Below are 17,185 nucleotides of genomic sequence, written 5' to 3'. Positions count from 1 at the left end.
CGGTCCTCAGGAGCAGCATCGATGTCCCTCACCCCATGCGGTTTCGCGCGCACGCCGGAGAAAGGGCTCGCCCGCCTGCTCTGGCGTGACGGCGAATGGGTCGTGGACGGGCAGGAGGAGCCCGGGGAGGCGGCGCTGCGGGCGCTGCGCGGGCTCGAAGTCGACTGGCCCGAGCAGCGGGTGCCGCTCGACGGCGTCATGCGCATGGCCGCCGCCGGGGTGCCGCTGACGTCGTCCGGGGCGCCTCCGTGGGTGCCGGAGGAACTGCGGGAGCCGCTCACCGACCACGCCTGGCTGGCGCACGAGCCCGACGGCACCGCGCGGTGCCTGGCCGACCTGCGGCGCGAGGAGCACAGCATCCGTCTGCGCCGCCTGGCCGCGCCTCGCCGGCCCGCGCAGCCGCTGGTCAGCGTGGTGATGGCGACCAAACGGCCGGAGTACGTCGCCTCCGCGCTGGGCCAGATGGCGCGCCAGCGCGGGGTGCGGGCCGAGGTGGTGCTCGGGCTGCACGGGGTCGCGTTCGAGCGGGTGCGGGAGGCCGTCGAGGGCTGCCCGCTGCCGGTGAGCTGGGTGGAGGCGGACGCCGGGGTCCCGTTCGGCGAGGTGCTGAACCGGGCCGCCGCCCGGGCCGGCGGCGACTACGTCACCAAGTGGGACGACGACGACTGGTACGGTCCCGGCCATCTTTCCGATCTGCTCATGGCCGCCGCCTATTCGGGGGCCGACGTGGTCGGCGTGACGGGCGAGTTCTTCTATCTGGAGCCGCTCAACCTGACGATCAGGCGCACGACCTTCGCGAGCGGGGCCTCGTACCCGAGCGAGGTGTGGGCGGATCACATAGCGGGCGGGACGATCTTGCTGTCCCGGGAGAAATTTCAGGAAATAGGGGGGTTTCCTGCCTTGCATTCGGCAGTGGATCGGGAGTTTCTCAAGGCGGCGACCGGTCTCGGCGCGCGGGTGTACCGCACCCACGGGCTCGGGTACGTGCTGCGCCGCGGGCTGAGCGAGCAGCACACCTGGCAGCTGCCGCTGGCCCACTTCGTCAAGGTCGCGGCCAACCAGTGGCACGGCTTCCGTCCCAGCCTGCTGATGGAAGCGGCATGAGGGTACGCAACAACGACTACCGCCCGATCCGGCCCGCCGCGGACTTCGAGCCGGAGCTGCGGGTGAGCGTGGTCATCCCCGCCTACGGCGCCCAGGACAAGCTCGACCTGGTGCTCGCCGGGCTCGCCAGGCAGACCTACCCGGCCGGTCTGACCGAGGTCATCGTCGTCGACAACGGCAGCGACCCGCCCCTGCGGCTGCCCGCCGACTGCCCGCCGGACACCCGGCTGATCCGCTGCGAGACCCCCGGCCGCGGCAGCGCGCGCAACGCCGGGCTGGCCGAGGCCACGGGCGACGTCATCCACTGGCTCGACTCCGACGTGGTGCCGACCGCCGGCGCGATCACGGCGCACATGCGCTGGCACCACGCGGCCCCGTACCTCGCCGTCACCGGCTACATCCGCTTCTCCGAGTCCCCGCTGCCCGAGAAGCTGCCCGACGACATGGAGGCGTACTTCGAGCCGGCCGAGCCGCACGCCTGGATCGTCCGCCTGGTCGAGCGGACCGACGGGCTGACCGACAACGGCGAGCGCCCCTTCAGCCTGCACGTCGGCGGCGCCACCTCCGTCAGCGCCCGGCTGATCGAGGCCGCCGGGCCCATGGACGGCGACCTCGTCCTCGGCCAGGACACCGAGATGGGCTACCGGCTCATGCAGGCGGGGGCCGTGTTCGTGCCCGAACCGGAAGCCCGCGCCTACCATCTCGGCCCCACCATGCGGATGCGCCACAAGGAGCGCATCGACCGGGTCAGCTACGCGTTCATCGGCGACCGCATCCCCGCCTACCGCTGGCTGCGCCGCCATCCGGGCCGCACGTGGAAGATCCCGTACCTGGAGGTCCTGGTCGACGGGACCGCCGGGTACGACACCGTGCGCGCGACCGTGGACGCGCTGCTGGCGGGCACGGCGCACGACCTGCGCGTGGTGCTCGTCGGGCCCTGGGACACGCTCGAACGCGACCGCCGCGCCCCGCTCCGGGACCCGAACCTGGAGCTGGAGCTGGTCCGCGGGCACTACGCGTACGAGAGCCGGGTGCGGCTGGCCGCCGACGACCGCGTCGACCCGGCCGTGCCGTACGTGCTGCGGCTGCCGCCCGGCTGGGCGCCCGGCGAGGACTCCGTGGCCGCGCTGCTCGAACGGGCGCGCACCGAAGGGCTCGGGCTGATCAACATCCTGCTCGACGAGACGCCGGACGGGGTGGTGTCCGCCCGGCTCGAACGCGCCGCGTCCTTCGCCAGGGCCCGCATGCTCGCCGGTCCGGGCGAGGACCTCGACGACGTGGTGGACGAGGTGTCCGGCATCGTCTGGGTGTCCGGTGAGAGCTGCGGTTTCGCCGGCGAACAGCCGGCGCCGCAGGGCCGCCGCAGCGCCTACCGGGCCCGGGTCGCGGCCCAGGCGGAGGCGGAGCGGCTGGCCAAGGAGACCGAGCGGCTGCGGGGCGAGGTGGCCAGGTGGCGCGACGAGGCGGGCAAGTGGCGCAAGAGCGCCGTCGAGTACCGCCGGGAGATCGCCACGCTCCGCAAAGAGGCGGCGGGCCTGCGCCGCGACCTGTCCGCCGCCGACCGCAGCCGGCAGACCCTCCGCACGGCCTTCTCCGCCCGCGTCAAACGCGCCCTCCGCAAGTAGGCGCCTTTCTCGTACGTCAGTCGGGGCGTAGCGCGGATCTGAGGCGGCCCAGGAGGGTGCGGTCGGGGCCGGGAGCCGCCGGGGCCGGGATGGTGACCGGGGCAGGCGGCTGTTCCTTCGGCTGCGGCCAGTAACGGTCGGGGGAGACGCGGCGTACTCCGTGGGTGGTGCCGACGACCGCGTCCGGGTCCTCGCAGGGACCCGACAGGAGCAGGGCGCGGCCCAGCGCGGAGGTGCGCTCCAGCCGGGCCTCGCGGCCGTCCGGCAGGTCCACGACCAGCACGCCCGTCAGGTCCTTCTGCACCGTCTCGATCATCCGCTCCAGCGTGACCCGGTGCAGCGGCACCTCCACCGGCCCCCGGTAACGGAAGGGGATCGGCGCGGGTGTCGGCGCGGCCTCGTCGATGAGCCTGATCCGGTCGTCGTGGCCGAACAGGTCGCGCATCAGCCGCAGGTCGAAGTGCGGGTCCGCCAGCACGGACCGCCGTCCCTCGCGCAGCCGGGACCACGGCCCGACCAGCGTCACCACCACGTCGTGCAGCTTGCCGTCGAGCGCCGCCGAGACCGCGCGCCGCACGTCCGCCTCCGCGGCGCCCGTGACGTCCAGCACCACCTCCACGTACGGCACCAGCCACCGCCGCCCGCGGTCCTTGCGCAGGTCACGCCGGAGCGGGACGCGGTGCGCCAGGTACGGCTCGACGGCCCGCACGGCGCGCTCCCTGTCGCGGTGCTGCGCGGGCAGCCCCAGGTGGACGGCCTGCGCCCGCGTCTCCGGTACGAAGACCACGCCGTGCATCGCCAGCCGGTAGGCGAACTCGGTGTCCTCGCCCCGCAGCACGTTCGGGTCCAGTCCGCCGACGGCGTGGAACACCTCGCGCGGCATGGCGACCGTCGGCCCCGTGCACACGTGGTACGGGTTGCGGCTCTTGCGCAGCCCGTCGGTCTTGGCGATCGTCGCCTCGGTCGAGCTGGCCACCGCCGCGTCCAGGTCGAACAGCTCGTCCAGGCACCGGGCGCCGAACACCTCGCGGGCGGTGAGCGGCGGCGCCTCGACGAACCTCTTCATGCCGATCGTGACCAGGTAGTCGGTCACGTGGTGCCAGCGGGCCATCGCCTCGATGTGCTCGCGACAGGGCACCATGTCCGCGTCGAGCCGCTGGATGATCTCGCCGTCGGCGGCCTTGACGCCGGTGTTGACGGCGTTGGAGATGCCCCAGCCGCACTCCGGCCGCACGATCCTGGTGTCGGCCGGGCGGATCTCCGGCAGCACGATGGGCGGCTCGCTGCCGTCGTCGACGACCAGGACCTCCATGAGGTGGCCCGGGTACGTCTGCGCCGCCAGCGCGGCGAGCGTCAGCTCCAGGTGCGGCCCCCCGTGCGCGGGTATCACCACGCTCACGGACAGTGCCGGAGACCAGCAACCCAGCTCGGGTGGCAGCAAGGCCGAATAGTCGTTCTGCGGCAAAGCAGGACGCGCGTTCATGTGGATGACCCCCTGGCGAGACCCTATCGGGAGATGCTGGGAATTTGCTGAATAATGACGTTGCGCGACCCCACTTGTCAGGGTCTTGACAGCTCGCCCCCGCTCAGCACGCACACCCCGCCCACCCCGTACACTCGGTGCGGAACATCGCAGGTAGGGAGTCAAGCATGAGCAGGTCCTGGCGTGGCCTCATCGAGGAGTACCGCGAGCGTCTTCCGGTCACCCCCAAGACGCCCGTCATCACGCTGCTCGAAGGCGGCACGCCGCTGGTGCCAGCGCACCGCGTCTCCGCCCTGACGGGATGCGACGTCTACCTCAAGGTCGAGGGCGCCAACCCGACCGGCAGCTTCAAGGACCGCGGCATGACCATGGCCATCAGCAAGGCCGTGGAAGAGGGCGCCAAGGCCGTCATCTGCGCCTCCACCGGCAACACCTCCGCCTCGGCCGCCGCCTACGCCGTGCGCGCCGGTCTCACCTGCGCCGTCCTGGTGCCGCGCGGCAAGATCGCGATGGGCAAGCTCGCCCAGGCGCTCGTCCACGGCGCGACGCTGCTGCAGGTCGAGGGGTCGTTCGACGACTGCCTGGAGATGACGCGCAAGCTGTCGTCCAACTACCCGATCGCGCTGGTCAACTCCGTCAACCCGTTCCGCCTCCAGGGACAGAAGACGGCCGCCTTCGAGATCGTCGACGCGCTCGGCGACGCCCCCGACATCCACTGCATCCCGGTGGGCAACGCGGGCAACATCTCCGCCTACTGGATGGGCTACCAGGAGTACGCCGCGGACGGCCTGGCCGCCAGGCGGCCGCGCATGTTCGGCTTCCAGGCCAGCGGCGCCGCGCCCATCGTCGACGGCGCGCCCGTGTCCCACCCGCACACCATCGCCACCGCCATCCGCATCGGCAACCCCGCCTCCTGGCAGCTCGCCACGGCCGCCAGAGACGAGTCCGGCGGCCTGATCCACAAGGTGACCGACCGGCAGATCGCGGCCGCCTACAAGCTGCTGGCCCAGGAAGAGGGCGTCTTCGTCGAGCTGGCCTCGGCGGCCAGCGTGGCGGGCCTGCTCCAGGCGCACGCCGAGGGCCTCGTCGACCCGGGGCAGCGGATCGTCTGCACCGTCACGGGCAACGGGCTGAAGGACCCCGACTGGGCCATCTCCGGCGCGCCCGCCCCGATCACCATCCCCATCGACGTCCACGCCGCCGCCTCGGCGCTCAGCCTGGCCTGACCCTCGCGCGGCACGGTGCTCCCGCGTCCGGGTGGCGGTCGCGGGAGAAGAGGGATGGCATGACGGGGATGTGCGTGCGAGAGGCATGAAGAGCCTTCGCGTTCCGGGGGCCGCGTGGTCCGCGGGGAAAGGTGAGAAATGAGCACCGTCGAGGTACGCGTGCCCGCCACGTCCGCCAATCTCGGGCCGGGGTTCGACACGCTCGGGCTGGCGCTGACGCTGTACGACCACGTCGAGGCCACGCTCACCGACGAGCCCGGCGTGACGGTGGCCGTCGAGGGCGAGGGCGCGGGGACGGTCGACACCGGCGAGGGCAACCTGATCGTCAGGGTGATGCGCAGGACGTTCGACCGGATGGGCGTCCCCCAGCCGGCCGGGATCCGGCTGCGGTGCCGTAACCGGATCCCGCACGCGCGCGGGCTCGGCAGCTCGTCCGGCGCCATCTGCGCGGGCATCCTGGCCGCGCGGGCGCTGGGCGGCGGCGGGCTGGGCGACGACGCGGTGTACGCGCTCGCCACCGAGATCGAAGGCCACCCCGACAACGTCGCTCCGTGCCTGGCCGGCGGCCTGACGATCGCATGGAGCGAGCATGACGGAGCACCACGTATGGTGAAGCTGACGCCCGACGCGGGCATCCGCCCCGTCGCGATCGTTCCACCGGTACGACTGGACACGGAGACCGCTCGGGGGTTGCTGCCGAAGGACGTGCCCCACAAGGACGCCTCCTTCAACACCGGCCGGGCCGCGTTGCTGATCGCGGCGCTGACCCGACGTCCGGATCGGGAGCTGCTGCTCGCCGCCACCGAGGATCGTCTGCACCAGCCCTACCGCGCGCCTGCCATGCTGGAGAGCGCGGATCTGGTAGAACGGCTCCGTGCAGTGGGCGTGCCCGCCGTCGTTTCGGGAGCGGGTCCCACGGTCCTTGCGTTTTCGACATCGGATTCGCAGGATTTGATCGCGCCAGAAGTGGGTAGTGACTGGCACATCCAGCTAATGGACGTCGACCCAGTTGGTGCGAACGTTCAGTTCCCCGAGACACGCTGATGCCTCTCTAGACCTTCAGGGAATAGCCGTGTGCGCTGGTGATGTTAGGCTGATAGCCGCACCAGGTGCCCCCTTGTTGGGTGCGTGCTTGTCAGCCACACATCGTTGCATCATGCTTCACGTCGCGAGGCGTGAGCAGCGCGGCTGTCTCCCCGGAATCCGTCGCCTCCGGTTGGCCCACACCCGGTTGGCCCGACGTGAGGTGGCGACGACGGGGACTCGCGCGTTCGATCACCTCGACATCTGGTTGTCGGCAGCAATCTGGGGGGTGTCATCCACGCGCCACCGTCCTGTGGCGGCCTGGACGAGCCCCTCGCCAAGAGTGGCGACCGTCCCCAGCGGCGGCCGAAGATCGCAAACGTGCACCCCGACCCGGTCTGTCCCGCCGGATCGCAAGCACCTCCGGGACGCCCGGTCGAACGAAGCCGGGGCCCGACCCCTGGGAAGGACCTTTTAGTTGAGCGACACCACCGAACTCCTCTCCGACGCAACAGGCACATCTGCGGCGTCCGGCGACACCCCCACTCGCGCCGCGGCCAAGCCCCGCGCGCGTCGCTCCGGCACGGGCCTGTCGGCCAAGGTGCTGCCCGAGCTGCAGAAGATGGCTGCTGAGCTGGGCATCAGCGGGACCGGGCGGATGCGGAAGAGCCAGCTCATCGCGGCCATCCAGGAGAAGCAGGGTGGCGGTTCCGGAGAAGGCGCGGCGGCTCCCGCCGCCGAGGCGCCCGCCGCGGCCGACGCGGCGCCCGCCACGGAGCGACCCACCCGGACGCGCAGGGAACGCTCCCGCGCCAAGACCGCCGAAGAGCCCGCTCCGCAGGCCGCCGAGCCGGTGGCCGCCGCGGCCACCGTGACCGCGCCCGCCGAGCCCGTCGCGGCTCCGGCCGAGCCCGTCGTCGAGCAGCCCGCGCAGCCCGCGGCGGACGCCCATCAGGGCGACTCCCGTGGCGAGCGCGGTGAGAGCCGGCGCGAGCGCCGCAGCCGTGGCGAGCGCCGCGAACGCGGCAACGACCGCGGCGACCGTGGCAACGACCGTGGCAGTGACCGTGGCAGTGACCGTGGCAGTGACCGTGGCGGCGACCAGCGCGTCGCCGACTCGGGCAGCCGAGGCGACCAGCGCGGCGGCGACCAGCGGGGTAGTGACCAGCGCGGTAGCGACCAGCGTGGCAGCGACCAGCGTGGCAGTGACCAGCGTGGGGGCGACCAGCGCGGTGGCGACCAGCGGGGCGACGGCGACGACGACCGCGGTGGCCGTGGCCGCCGGGGCCGGTTCAGGGAGCGCAACCGCGGTCGCGGCCGTGACCGCTTCGACAGCAGCGAGCCCGTGATCGGCGAGGACGACGTCCTCATCCCGATCGCCGGCATACTCGACATCCTCGACAACTACGCCTTCGTGCGCACCAGCGGCTACCTGCCGGGCAGCAACGACGTGTACGTCTCGCTCGCCCAGATCCGCCGCAACGGCCTGCGCAAGGGCGACGTCGTCACCGGAGCCGTGCGCCAGCCGCGCGATGGCGAGCGACGCGAGAAGTTCAACGCCCTGGTCCGCCTCGACACCGTCAACGGCATGGACCCGGAGCAGGCCCGCAACCGGCCCGACTTCAACAAGCTGACCCCGCTCTACCCGCAGGAGCGCCTGCGCCTGGAGACCGAGCCGAACATCCTCACCACGCGGATCATCGACCTCGTCTCCCCGATCGGCAAGGGCCAGCGCGGTCTCATCGTCTCGCCGCCGAAGGCCGGCAAGACGATGGTGCTGCAGGCGATCGCCAACGCGATCACCCACAACAACCCCGAGTGCCACCTCATGGTCGTCCTCGTCGACGAGCGGCCTGAAGAGGTCACCGACATGCAGCGTTCGGTCAAGGGCGAGGTCATCCACTCGACCTTCGACCGTCCCGCCGAAGATCACACCACGGTCGCGGAGCTGGCGATCGAGCGCGCGAAGCGCCTGGTGGAACTCGGCCATGACGTGGTCGTCCTGCTCGACTCGATCACCCGCCTCGGCCGTGCCTACAACCTGGCGGCCCCGGCGTCCGGGCGCATCCTGTCGGGTGGTGTCGACTCCACCGCCCTCTACCCGCCCAAGCGCTTCTTCGGCGCGGCCCGCAACATCGAGAACGGCGGCTCGCTGACGATCCTCGCCACGGCCCTGGTCGAGACCGGGTCCAAGATGGACGAGGTCATCTTCGAGGAGTTCAAGGGCACCGGCAACATGGAGCTCAAGCTCAACCGGTCCCTGGCCGACAAGCGCATCTTCCCCGCGGTGGACGTCGACGCGTCCGGCACCCGTAAGGAAGAGATCCTCATGGCGAGGGAAGAGCTCCAGATCGTCTGGAAGCTGCGCCGGGTGCTGCACGCGCTCGACATGCAGCAGGCGCTGGAGCTGCTGCTCGACCGCATGAAGGAGACCAAGTCCAACGCGGAGTTCCTGCTCCAGGTGCAGAAGACCACGGTCAACAACGACCGCGACTAGCGGCTGACGCGCGACGGGCGGCGGGGGCGACCCCGCCGCCCGTTCCGTCTCTAGCGGACGTCCACGAGCCGCTGCGGCGACAGCGCGGCGCTGGTCCTGCTCGTGCCGGCCGACTTCACCTGGTAGTAGCCGTCCTTGCGGGCCTTGAAGGACCTGGTGTAGCGGCCGGTGGAGTTGGTGGTCGCGTATCCGGCGAGGCGATACTTCGCGGCGCCCACGGCCTTGAAATAGATGCGGACCTTCTTGCGCTTGTACGGCCTGCCGTCGCGGTACACCTTGCCGTGCACGCGGAACCACCGGCCCTTGCCGACTCTCTTCGGCACGCCGACGGTGACCCTGGCGCCGGCCTTGGCCGGGGTGCCGGCGGCGGGTTTCGTGACGGTGAAGGAGAGCAGGCTCCTCAGCGTCTCGCCGCCGCGGGTGGCGTGCACCTGCAGCGTCCACTCGCCGGGCGGGCTGTGGTCGCCGAAGTACGTGACGCCGCGGTGGACGCCGTTCGACTCCCTGGCGAGGGTGCCGAGGTCGTAGTAGGCGGTGGAGCTCTCGGCGACCAGCTTGGCCGTGACCGTCTCCGAGCCCTTGACCTTGACCTCGACGCTCACCTTGACGTCCTTGCCCCTGACCAGCTTGACGGGGGAGGGGCTGACCGTCGCCCCGGTGATGGCCTGCCTGGCGGCGACCTGCACGGTGAGGTCGTTGGCCCGCGGGGCGCCGCCGCGCGTGACCTCGGCGGTCAGCCGCCACGCGCCCGCCGGGTCGCCGGGCGCGACGGTCCACTTCCCGGTGACGGTGGCCGAGCCGGGCCTGAGGTCGAACGTGACCCGGCGCCGCTGCTTGCCCGGCGGCACGATCCAGCCGGTGACACGCTCGACCGTGGCCGGGTCCCTCAGTTTGAGCGTCGCCCTGGCCTCCGCGTCGGCGTGGGCGGGCACGTACGCGACCGCCTGGACCTCCCCCGTGAAGTCCGGGACCGTGGAGACCTGCCCGTACCGCGTGCCGGCCTGCGCGGACGGCACCCCCGTGCCCGTGAGGAGCAGCGCCGCCCCCGTGGCGGCCGCGAGCAGCGACCGTGCCCTGCCTGTCATCTGATGACGTCCCCCGTCCGATCGATGATGTGCGGGAGCCTAGTGTGACCGGCGGCGCGGGTCGTCATCAAGATCGGGTGGAATGCCTGGCGGCGCTGGACGGTTGAAGGATCTGGCACACTGGTAGCTGACCGATTTTCGCGGTACCGGCTCCCGCCCCTGCGCTCCGTCGCACCTTGTCTGGCGACCCGGCGACCGCACCCGAAAGGACAGCCATGAAGCGCGACATCCACCCTGACTATCACGTGACGCAGGTGACCTGCTCCTGCGGCAACACGTTCACCACCCGCAGCACCGCCAAGAACGGCGTGATCCACGCCGACGTCTGCTCTGCCTGCCACCCCTTCTACACCGGCAAGCAGAAGATCCTCGACACCGGCGGCCGGGTGGCGCGTTTCGAGAAGCGCTTCGGCAAGAAGGCCTCGGGCAAGTAGCTTCACCGACGCCGGCCCGACGCACGACCGTGCGGCGGGCCGGCGTTCTTGGTTCGAACACAGCCCACACACGAAGGACCCGACGGTGAACCTCGACGAGTTGCTCAAGGAATACTCCGAGCTGGAGCTGCAGCTCGCCGACCCCGCCGTGCACGCCGACCAGAGCAGGGCCCGCACGCTCGGCAGGCGCTACTCCCAGCTCACCCCCATCGTCGCCACCTACCGCGAGCTGGAGACGGCCCGCGACGACCTGACCGCGGCCAGGGAGCTGGCGGGCGAGGACGAGGGGTTCGCGGCCGAGGCGGCGGAGATCGAGGAGCGCATCCCCAAGCTCGAAGAACGGCTCAAACACCTGCTGATCCCGCGCGATCCCAACGATGACAAGGACATCATCATGGAGATCAAGGCGGGCGAGGGCGGTGAGGAGTCCGCGCTGTTCGCCGGCGACCTGCTGCGCATGTACCTCCGCTACGCCGAGCGGATCGGCTGGAAGACCGAGATCATCGACAGTCAGCCGTCCGACCTGGGCGGCTACAAGGACGTCACGGTCGCGATCAAGGCCAAGGGCGACGAGGGCGTGTGGTCCAGGCTCAAGTTCGAAGGCGGCGTCCACCGCGTGCAGCGGGTGCCCGTCACCGAGTCGCAGGGCCGCATCCACACCAGCGCCGCCGGCGTGCTCGTCTACCCGGAGGCCGAGGAGGTCGAGGTCCAGATCGACCCCAACGACCTGCGCATCGACGTCTACCGCTCCAGCGGCCCCGGCGGGCAGAGCGTCAACACCACCGACTCGGCGGTCCGCATCACCCACCTCCCGACCGGCGTGGTCGTCTCCTGCCAGAACGAGAAGAGCCAGCTGCAGAACAAGGAGTCGGCGCTGCGCATCCTGCGCGCCCGGCTGCTGGCCGTGGCGCAGGAGCAGGCCGACGCCGCCGCGCAGGCCGAACGCAAGTCGCAGGTGCGCACCGTCGACCGCTCCGAGCGGGTCCGCACGTACAACTTCCCGGAAAACCGCATCTCCGACCACCGCGTCGGCTTCAAGGCGTATAACCTCGACCAGGTTCTCGACGGTGAGCTCAACGCCGTCACCCAGTCCCTCATCGACGCCGAGATGGCGGAGAAGCTCGCACAACACTCATGACATTTCTGCTGGACGAGATCGCCCTCGCCACCGCCCGGCTGGCGGAGGCGGGGGTGTCGTCACCGCGCACCGACGCCGAGGAGATCGCGGCGTTCGTCCACGGCGTGCGCAGGAGCCAACTGCACGCCGTGAAGGACGCCGACTTCGACGCGCTGTTCTGGGAGGGCGTCGCGCGGCGTGAGGCCCGCGAGCCGCTTCAGCACATCACCGGCCGCGCCTACTTCCGCTACCTCGACCTTGAGGTCGGGCCGGGGGTCTTCGTGCCGCGCCCCGAGACCGAGGTGATGACCGGCTGGGCGATCGAGACGCTGCGCGAGATGGACGTGACCGCGCCGCTCGTCGTCGACCTCGGCACCGGTTCGGGCGCGATCGCCCTGTCGATCGCCCAGGAGGTGGCGCTGTCCGAGGTGCACGCCGTGGAGGTCGACCCCGACGCCTACACCTGGGCCAAGCGCAACATCTCCGAGCACGGCCAGGGCCGCACCCACCTGCACCCCGAGGACCTCGCCGCCGCCCTGCCCGAGCTGAACGGCAGGGTCGACCTGGTCATCTCCAACCCGCCGTACATCCCGCCCGGCGCGGTGCCGCGCGACCCCGAGGTGCGCGACTACGACCCGGTACGCGCCCTCTACGGCACCGGCGACGACGGGCTGGGCGAGGTGCGGGCGGTCGAGGTCACCGCGCGGCGCCTGCTGCGGCCCGGCGGCTGGGTCGCCGTCGAGCACGCTGACGAGCAGGGCAGGGACGTCTACCTGCAGTTCTCGGAAGACAACGGCTGGCGTGACGTACGGCTACGGCAGGATCTCACCCGCAGAGACCGATTCGTCACCGCCAGGCTGGGCCAGGACTAGGATGCACGCGAAGCGGCGCGGCCTTCTCCGGACGACGCCGAACATGACGGAAGGAGGAGGCCTCGTAGAGCGCCGCTCGCGAGCGGAGTGAGGCAATGAGACCGTGACAAAGCGCTTTGACTGCAGCGATCTCGAACAGCGGGCCGAGGGCCTGCGAGAGGCGGCCGCCGCCGTCCGGCGCGGCGAGCTCGTCGTGCTGCCCACCGACACGGTGTACGGGATCGGCGCCGACGCCTTCACCCCCGCCGCCGTCACCGCGCTGCTGGACGCCAAGGGCCGCGGCCGCGACATGCCGCCGCCCGTCCTCGTCGGCACCGTACGCGCGGCCAACGCGCTCGTCGAGGACCTCGGACCGTACGGGCAGGACCTGATAGACGCGTTCTGGCCGGGGCCGCTGACCATCGTCTGCAAGGCGAACCGCGCCCTGTCGTGGGACCTCGGCGACACCAAGGGCACGGTCGCGCTGCGCATGCCCCTCCACCCGGTGGCGCTCGACCTGCTCAAGGAGACCGGCCCGATGGCCGTCTCCAGCGCCAACCGCTCGGGCATGGCGGCCGCCGCCACCGCGGCGGAGGCGGAGGAGCAGCTCGGCGACTCGGTCGCGGTCTACCTCGACGGCGGCAAGACCACCGACAACACCCCGTCGTCGATCCTCGACCTGACCACCGCCGTGCCCCGGCTCCTGCGCCGCGGCGCCATCCCGGTCGAGAAGCTGCGCGGCATCATCGGGTACGTCGCGACCGACGGCTGACCGATACCGTCTGCTTATCCCGCCTGCGCGGTGGGTGGTGGCGAGAATACGGTGGGCCCGGGAGCTAGCGACGTCCGGGAGTGGCCCATGGGCAAGTTCGACGGCATGGATCCCCAGCTGGTCCGCGAGCTGCTGGCGGAGACGAAACAGGCGGCCGTCGAGCTGCGCGAGGTGGAGGGGCGCGTCTCGCAGATCATGTCCAGGGCGGGCCTCGCGACCCAGACCACCCATCGGCCCGTCCAGGTGGCGGACTCCGCGGACCGGATGGTCAAGGACGTCTCCGCCCGGCTGGACCTCCTCGAGAAGCGCGCCGCCGGCGAGTCCCCTTCTGGCGACTCCCGCCGCACGGACCCTCCCCCCACCGACAAACCAGGCACCGACCCAAAGCCCGACAAATCCAACCCAGACACGGACGCCCGCGACGGGAAACCCGACGGGGGCAAGCCGGACGCGGATGCGCGGGGCGACAAGCCCGATGAGGGCAAGCCGGACGCTGACAGTCGCGGCGAGAAGCCGGACCCGGGCAAGCCTGACGCGGACGCCCGCGGTGAGAAGCCGGACGCGGATGCGCGGGGCGAGAAGCCGGATGGGGGCAAGCCTGACGCGGGTACGCCTGAGGAGAAGCCGGACGCTGACGCTCGTGGTGAGAAGCCGGATGCGGACGGCCGGGACGGGAAGCCTGACGCGGATGCCCGGGACGGGAAGCCGGACGGGGACGCGCGGGACGGGAAACCCGATGGGGGCAAGCCCGACGCCGGTACCCCTGAGGAGAAGCCTGACGCCGACGCTCGTGGTGAGAAGCCTGATGTGGATCGGCCCGAGGCCAAGCCCGGTGAGGACGGGAAGTGCGACGACGGCGCCACGGCCCGAGAGGACAAGCCCGTTACCGGTACCCCCGAGGAGAAGCCAGACGCCGACGCTCGCGGTGAGAAGCCCGATGTCGGTACTCCTGAGGAGAAGCCGGATGCCGATGCCCGCGGTGAGAAGCCGGATGCGGATCGGCCTGAGGCCAAGCCCGGTGAGGACGGGAAGTGTGACGACGGCGTCCGGGGACGAGAGGACAAGCCCGACGTCGGTACTCCTGAGGAGAAGCCGGATGCCGACGCTCGTGGTGAGAAGCCCGACGCGGATACAGGCGAGAAGCCGGACGCGATAGGCCAGGAGAAGCCGGACGCGATAGGCCAGGAGAAGCCGGACGCGGACCGGTCCGAGACGAAGCCCGGGGAGGATGGCCGACGGGACGGGGCGTGCGATGGCGAGCCTGGGACCCAGAAGCCTGATGCCGGTGGACAGCGGGACGGAAACACCCAGGGCATCGCCGACACCCCCCGTAAGGATCACCCGGACGACATCGAGACCGGCAGGCCAAAGGTCGTCGAGATCGACGGGGTCAAGGTGGTCCAGGTGCCCATCGACCCGCCCACCGCGAAGGAGCTGGAGAGTCTTCTGGAGAACCTCGACCAGGTCCAGCCGGCCGACACGCCCTCCGTCGGCGGCCCCTGCGACGACGGCACCTCCCAGGACACCCGCCCACCGGATCAGGGACGCGCGACGCCCGACGAGGGACGCGCCACGCCAGACCAGGGGCGCGCCACGCCTGACGAGGGACGGACGACGCCCGATCAGGGACGCGCGACGCCCGACACGCCTGGGACCGGCCAGGATGCCCCCTCAAGGGGTGGCGACGCCGGGCTGGTCGTTCCACCCACCCCACCCCCTGATGACGCCGCCACGGCCGCTGTGAGCGCCAGTGCTCCGCCGCCTGACGGCGCCGTCTCGTCCGGCGACGGTTCGCGTACCGAGGGCGCGGTCTCGTACGACGCAACCTCGCGTCGTGACGATGCGGTCGCGTACGGCGAGGGTTCGCGTCCGGACGGTGGCGTCTCGTATGGAGAGGGTTCACGTACCGAGGGCGCGGTCTACGGGCAAGGCTTGAGCCGTGACGACGTTGTCTCGTCCGGCGACGGTTCGCGACCCGAGAGCGCGATCTCGTACGGCGAGGGCTTAGGCCGTGACGACGTTGTCTCGTACGGAGAGGGCTCACGTACCGAGGGTGCGGGCTCGTACGGCGAGGGTTTGCGGCCGGGTGTGGTGGTGGGGGAGGGTGCGGCGCCGAGTGACGAGGAGCTGCGGGAGCTCATCGCGCGGGCCGCGGGCGTGCCTCTCGCGGAGATGCCGCCCGTCGAGGGGGAGTGGGGCCCGGGGGCCGACGGTCCGCCGGGGCAGGTCGAGCCCGGTGGTCCGCGGCGAGGCGATGACGATGGGAGGAGTGCCTGATGTACGTGGATCCGCCCGCGCCGCGGCCCCGGGAGCTGGGGGAGATGCCGCCCGCCACCGCGACCGGTCCGCTCGACGAGCAGCCGCGGGTGTGGGAGTTCAACCCTGAGTACCAGCGGCTGGTCACCGCGTGGCAGGAGGCCCTGCCCCTGCTCGACAAGCTGTCCAAGGCCTTGGACAAGCCCTACGCCAAGGCCAGGAGCCCGCAGACCTGGGACGCCCCGGTGGGCTCGCGCTACGTCGAGGACATCGGCCAGTGGCGCACCAGGCTCGGCCTCTACCGTCAGGCCGTGCTCACGGCCATCAGCGACGAGGCGGCCGACACGCCCCGGTGGATCCCGGCTCCGGCGGGGGCGCCGCACGCCTTCTCCTGAGAAGGAGTGCCAAACTAGGACAAAGAGGTACGTCGCCGTACAGTGGGGTCATGGGCGCAGGACCCTTCTACGGTCCGGGCTTCGGGCTCCTGGAGGAGCGGGACCCGGAGGTGGCCGCGCTGCTGCTCGACGAGGTCGAGCGGGTGCGCGGCGGCCTCCAGCTCATCGCCAGCGAGAACTTCGCCTCACCCGCCGTGCTGGCCGCCCTCGGCTCCACGCTGAGCAACAAGTACGCGGAGGGCTACCCGGGCGGCCGCTACTACGGCGGGTGTGAGGTCGTCGACCGGGCCGAGCGGCTGGCCGTCAGGCGGGCGCGCGAGCTGTTCGGCGCCGAGCACGCCAACGTGCAGCCGCATTCCGGCGCGTCCGCCAACCTGGCCGCCTACGCGGCGCTGCTGCAGCCGGGTGACCGGATGCTGGCCATGGCGCTGCCGCACGGCGGTCATCTCACGCACGGGTCCCGGGCCAACTTCTCCGGCCGGTGGTTCGACGTGGCCTCGTACGGGGTGCGGCGCGACACGGAGCTGATCGACTACGACGAGGTCAGGGACCTGGCGCTGCGGCACCAGCCCAAGCTCATCGTGTGCGGGGCGACCGCCTATCCGCGGCTGATCGACTTCGGGGTGTTCCGGGGGATCGCCGACGAGGTGGGGGCGTGGCTGATGGCGGACGTGGCGCACCCGATGGGGCTGATCGCGGCCCGCGCCATCCCGTCCCCGGTCCCGGAGGCGGACGTCGTCACCTTCACCACCCACAAGACGCTGCGCGGACCGCGCGGCGGCGGCATCCTGTGCACCGCCGAGCTGGCCGCGCGGATCGACCGGGCGGTGTTCCCGTTCACGCAGGGCGGGCCGATGATGCACGCGGTGGCGGCCAAGGCGGTGGCGTTCGGGGAAGCGCTGCGGCCGGAGTTCGCCGGCTACGCCCGGCAGGTGATCGCCAACGCGCGGGCGCTGAGCGAGGCGCTGGCGGAGGCGGGCATGCGGCCGGTCACCGGCGGCACGGACACCCACCTGGCGCTGATCGACGTGCGCGGGCTGGGCGTCACCGGCGCCGAGGCCGAGCTCAGGTGCGCCGCGGCCGGCATCACGCTCAACCGCAACGCGATACCGTACGACCCCGAACCGCCGCGCGTGACCTCGGGCGTCCGGGTCGGCACGCCGTGCGTCACCACCCAGGGCCTGGAGCCCCGGGATCTGCGGGAGGTCGGGGCGCTGGTGGCCCGCGCGGTGCGCGACCAGGAGTCGGCCGCGGACGTCAGGGACAAGGTGACGGCGCTGCTGGGCATACATCAGCCTTATATGGACCAATAATAAG

General features: G+C 71.6%; 14 protein-coding genes. 12 read left to right on the top strand and 2 right to left on the bottom strand.

Features of this window, described 5'->3' with window-relative positions:
- The first annotated feature begins 21 nt into the window (after positions 1-21).
- Together FR742_RS29315 and FR742_RS29310 are read left to right on the top strand one after the other, a co-directional pair.
- Entirely contained in the window at positions 22-1,104 is a 1,083-nt protein-coding gene (locus tag FR742_RS29315) for a glycosyltransferase (protein ID WP_148033931.1), read from the top strand.
- Positions 1,101-2,729, top strand: a complete 1,629-nt coding sequence (locus tag FR742_RS29310; protein ID WP_148033930.1) for a glycosyltransferase family 2 protein — start codon at positions 1,101-1,103, stop codon at positions 2,727-2,729. The genes FR742_RS29315 and FR742_RS29310 overlap by 4 nt, the downstream gene beginning before the upstream one ends.
- A gap of 16 nt (positions 2,730-2,745) precedes the next feature.
- On the opposite strand, the gene FR742_RS29305 is transcribed toward FR742_RS29310, so the two are convergent.
- Complete coding sequence (locus FR742_RS29305; RefSeq protein WP_261808806.1) at positions 2,746-4,128, bottom strand: glycosyltransferase family 2 protein; 1,383 nt, start codon at positions 4,126-4,128, stop codon at positions 2,746-2,748.
- A 251-nt stretch (positions 4,129-4,379) separates the two neighbouring features.
- On the opposite strand from FR742_RS29305, the gene thrC reads away from it, so the two are divergent.
- The 3 genes from thrC (at position 4,380) to rho (ending at position 8,958) form a co-directional block, all read left to right on the top strand.
- Entirely contained in the window at positions 4,380-5,438 is a 1,059-nt protein-coding gene (gene thrC, locus FR742_RS29300; RefSeq protein WP_148033928.1) for a threonine synthase, read from the top strand.
- Positions 5,439-5,576: 138 nt separating this feature from the next.
- Complete coding sequence (gene thrB / locus FR742_RS29295; RefSeq protein WP_148033927.1) at positions 5,577-6,482, top strand: homoserine kinase; 906 nt, start codon at positions 5,577-5,579, stop codon at positions 6,480-6,482.
- 457 nt (positions 6,483-6,939) lie between these two features.
- The gene (gene rho, locus FR742_RS29290) at positions 6,940-8,958 is read left to right on the top strand and encodes a transcription termination factor Rho (RefSeq protein ID WP_148033926.1); all 2,019 of its coding nucleotides are present in this window, start codon (positions 6,940-6,942) and stop codon (positions 8,956-8,958) included.
- Between the two features lie 50 nt (positions 8,959-9,008).
- Here the strand turns inward: rho and FR742_RS29285 are convergent, their stop codons facing one another.
- Entirely contained in the window at positions 9,009-10,043 is a 1,035-nt protein-coding gene (locus FR742_RS29285) for a hypothetical protein (RefSeq protein ID WP_148033925.1), read from the bottom strand.
- A gap of 215 nt (positions 10,044-10,258) precedes the next feature.
- Here FR742_RS29285 and rpmE point away from each other — a divergent pair, with 215 nt between their 5' ends.
- The 7 genes from rpmE to glyA all read left to right on the top strand — a co-directional run bounded on the left by rpmE (position 10,259) and on the right by glyA (position 17,181).
- Positions 10,259-10,477: a 50S ribosomal protein L31 gene (gene rpmE, locus FR742_RS29280; protein WP_148033924.1), complete on the top strand. Its 219-nt coding sequence runs from the start codon at positions 10,259-10,261 to the stop codon at positions 10,475-10,477.
- Positions 10,478-10,562: 85 nt separating this feature from the next.
- Entirely contained in the window at positions 10,563-11,615 is a 1,053-nt protein-coding gene (gene prfA / locus FR742_RS29275) for a peptide chain release factor 1 (RefSeq protein WP_148033923.1), read from the top strand.
- Entirely contained in the window at positions 11,612-12,466 is an 855-nt protein-coding gene (prmC, locus tag FR742_RS29270) for a peptide chain release factor N(5)-glutamine methyltransferase (protein WP_148033922.1), read from the top strand. Before prfA ends, prmC begins: the two co-directional genes overlap by 4 nt.
- 103 nt (positions 12,467-12,569) lie before the next feature.
- A complete protein-coding gene (locus tag FR742_RS29265) occupies positions 12,570-13,217 on the top strand; it encodes an L-threonylcarbamoyladenylate synthase (RefSeq protein ID WP_148033921.1) in 648 nt (215 codons plus the stop codon).
- Positions 13,218-13,304: 87 nt separating this feature from the next.
- Positions 13,305-15,494 carry a hypothetical protein gene (locus FR742_RS29260; protein ID WP_148033920.1) on the top strand — a complete coding sequence of 730 codons (2,190 nt, stop codon included), beginning with the start codon at positions 13,305-13,307 and terminating at the stop codon, positions 15,492-15,494.
- Positions 15,494-15,868: a hypothetical protein gene (locus FR742_RS29255; RefSeq protein ID WP_148033919.1), complete on the top strand. Its 375-nt coding sequence runs from the start codon at positions 15,494-15,496 to the stop codon at positions 15,866-15,868. Before FR742_RS29260 ends, FR742_RS29255 begins: the two co-directional genes overlap by 1 nt.
- Before the next feature lie 50 nt (positions 15,869-15,918).
- Positions 15,919-17,181 (top strand): serine hydroxymethyltransferase, encoded by a 1,263-nt coding sequence (gene glyA / locus FR742_RS29250; protein ID WP_148033918.1) that lies wholly within the window; start codon positions 15,919-15,921, stop codon positions 17,179-17,181.
- Positions 17,182-17,185 lie beyond the last annotated feature (4 nt).

This window comes from Nonomuraea sp. C10 (assembly GCF_008017515.1).
Lineage (GTDB): Bacteria > Actinomycetota > Actinomycetes > Streptosporangiales > Streptosporangiaceae > Nonomuraea > Nonomuraea ferruginea.
Note: the sequence above shows the minus strand (reverse complement) of the source record. Positions and strands in the feature narration are given on the sequence as shown.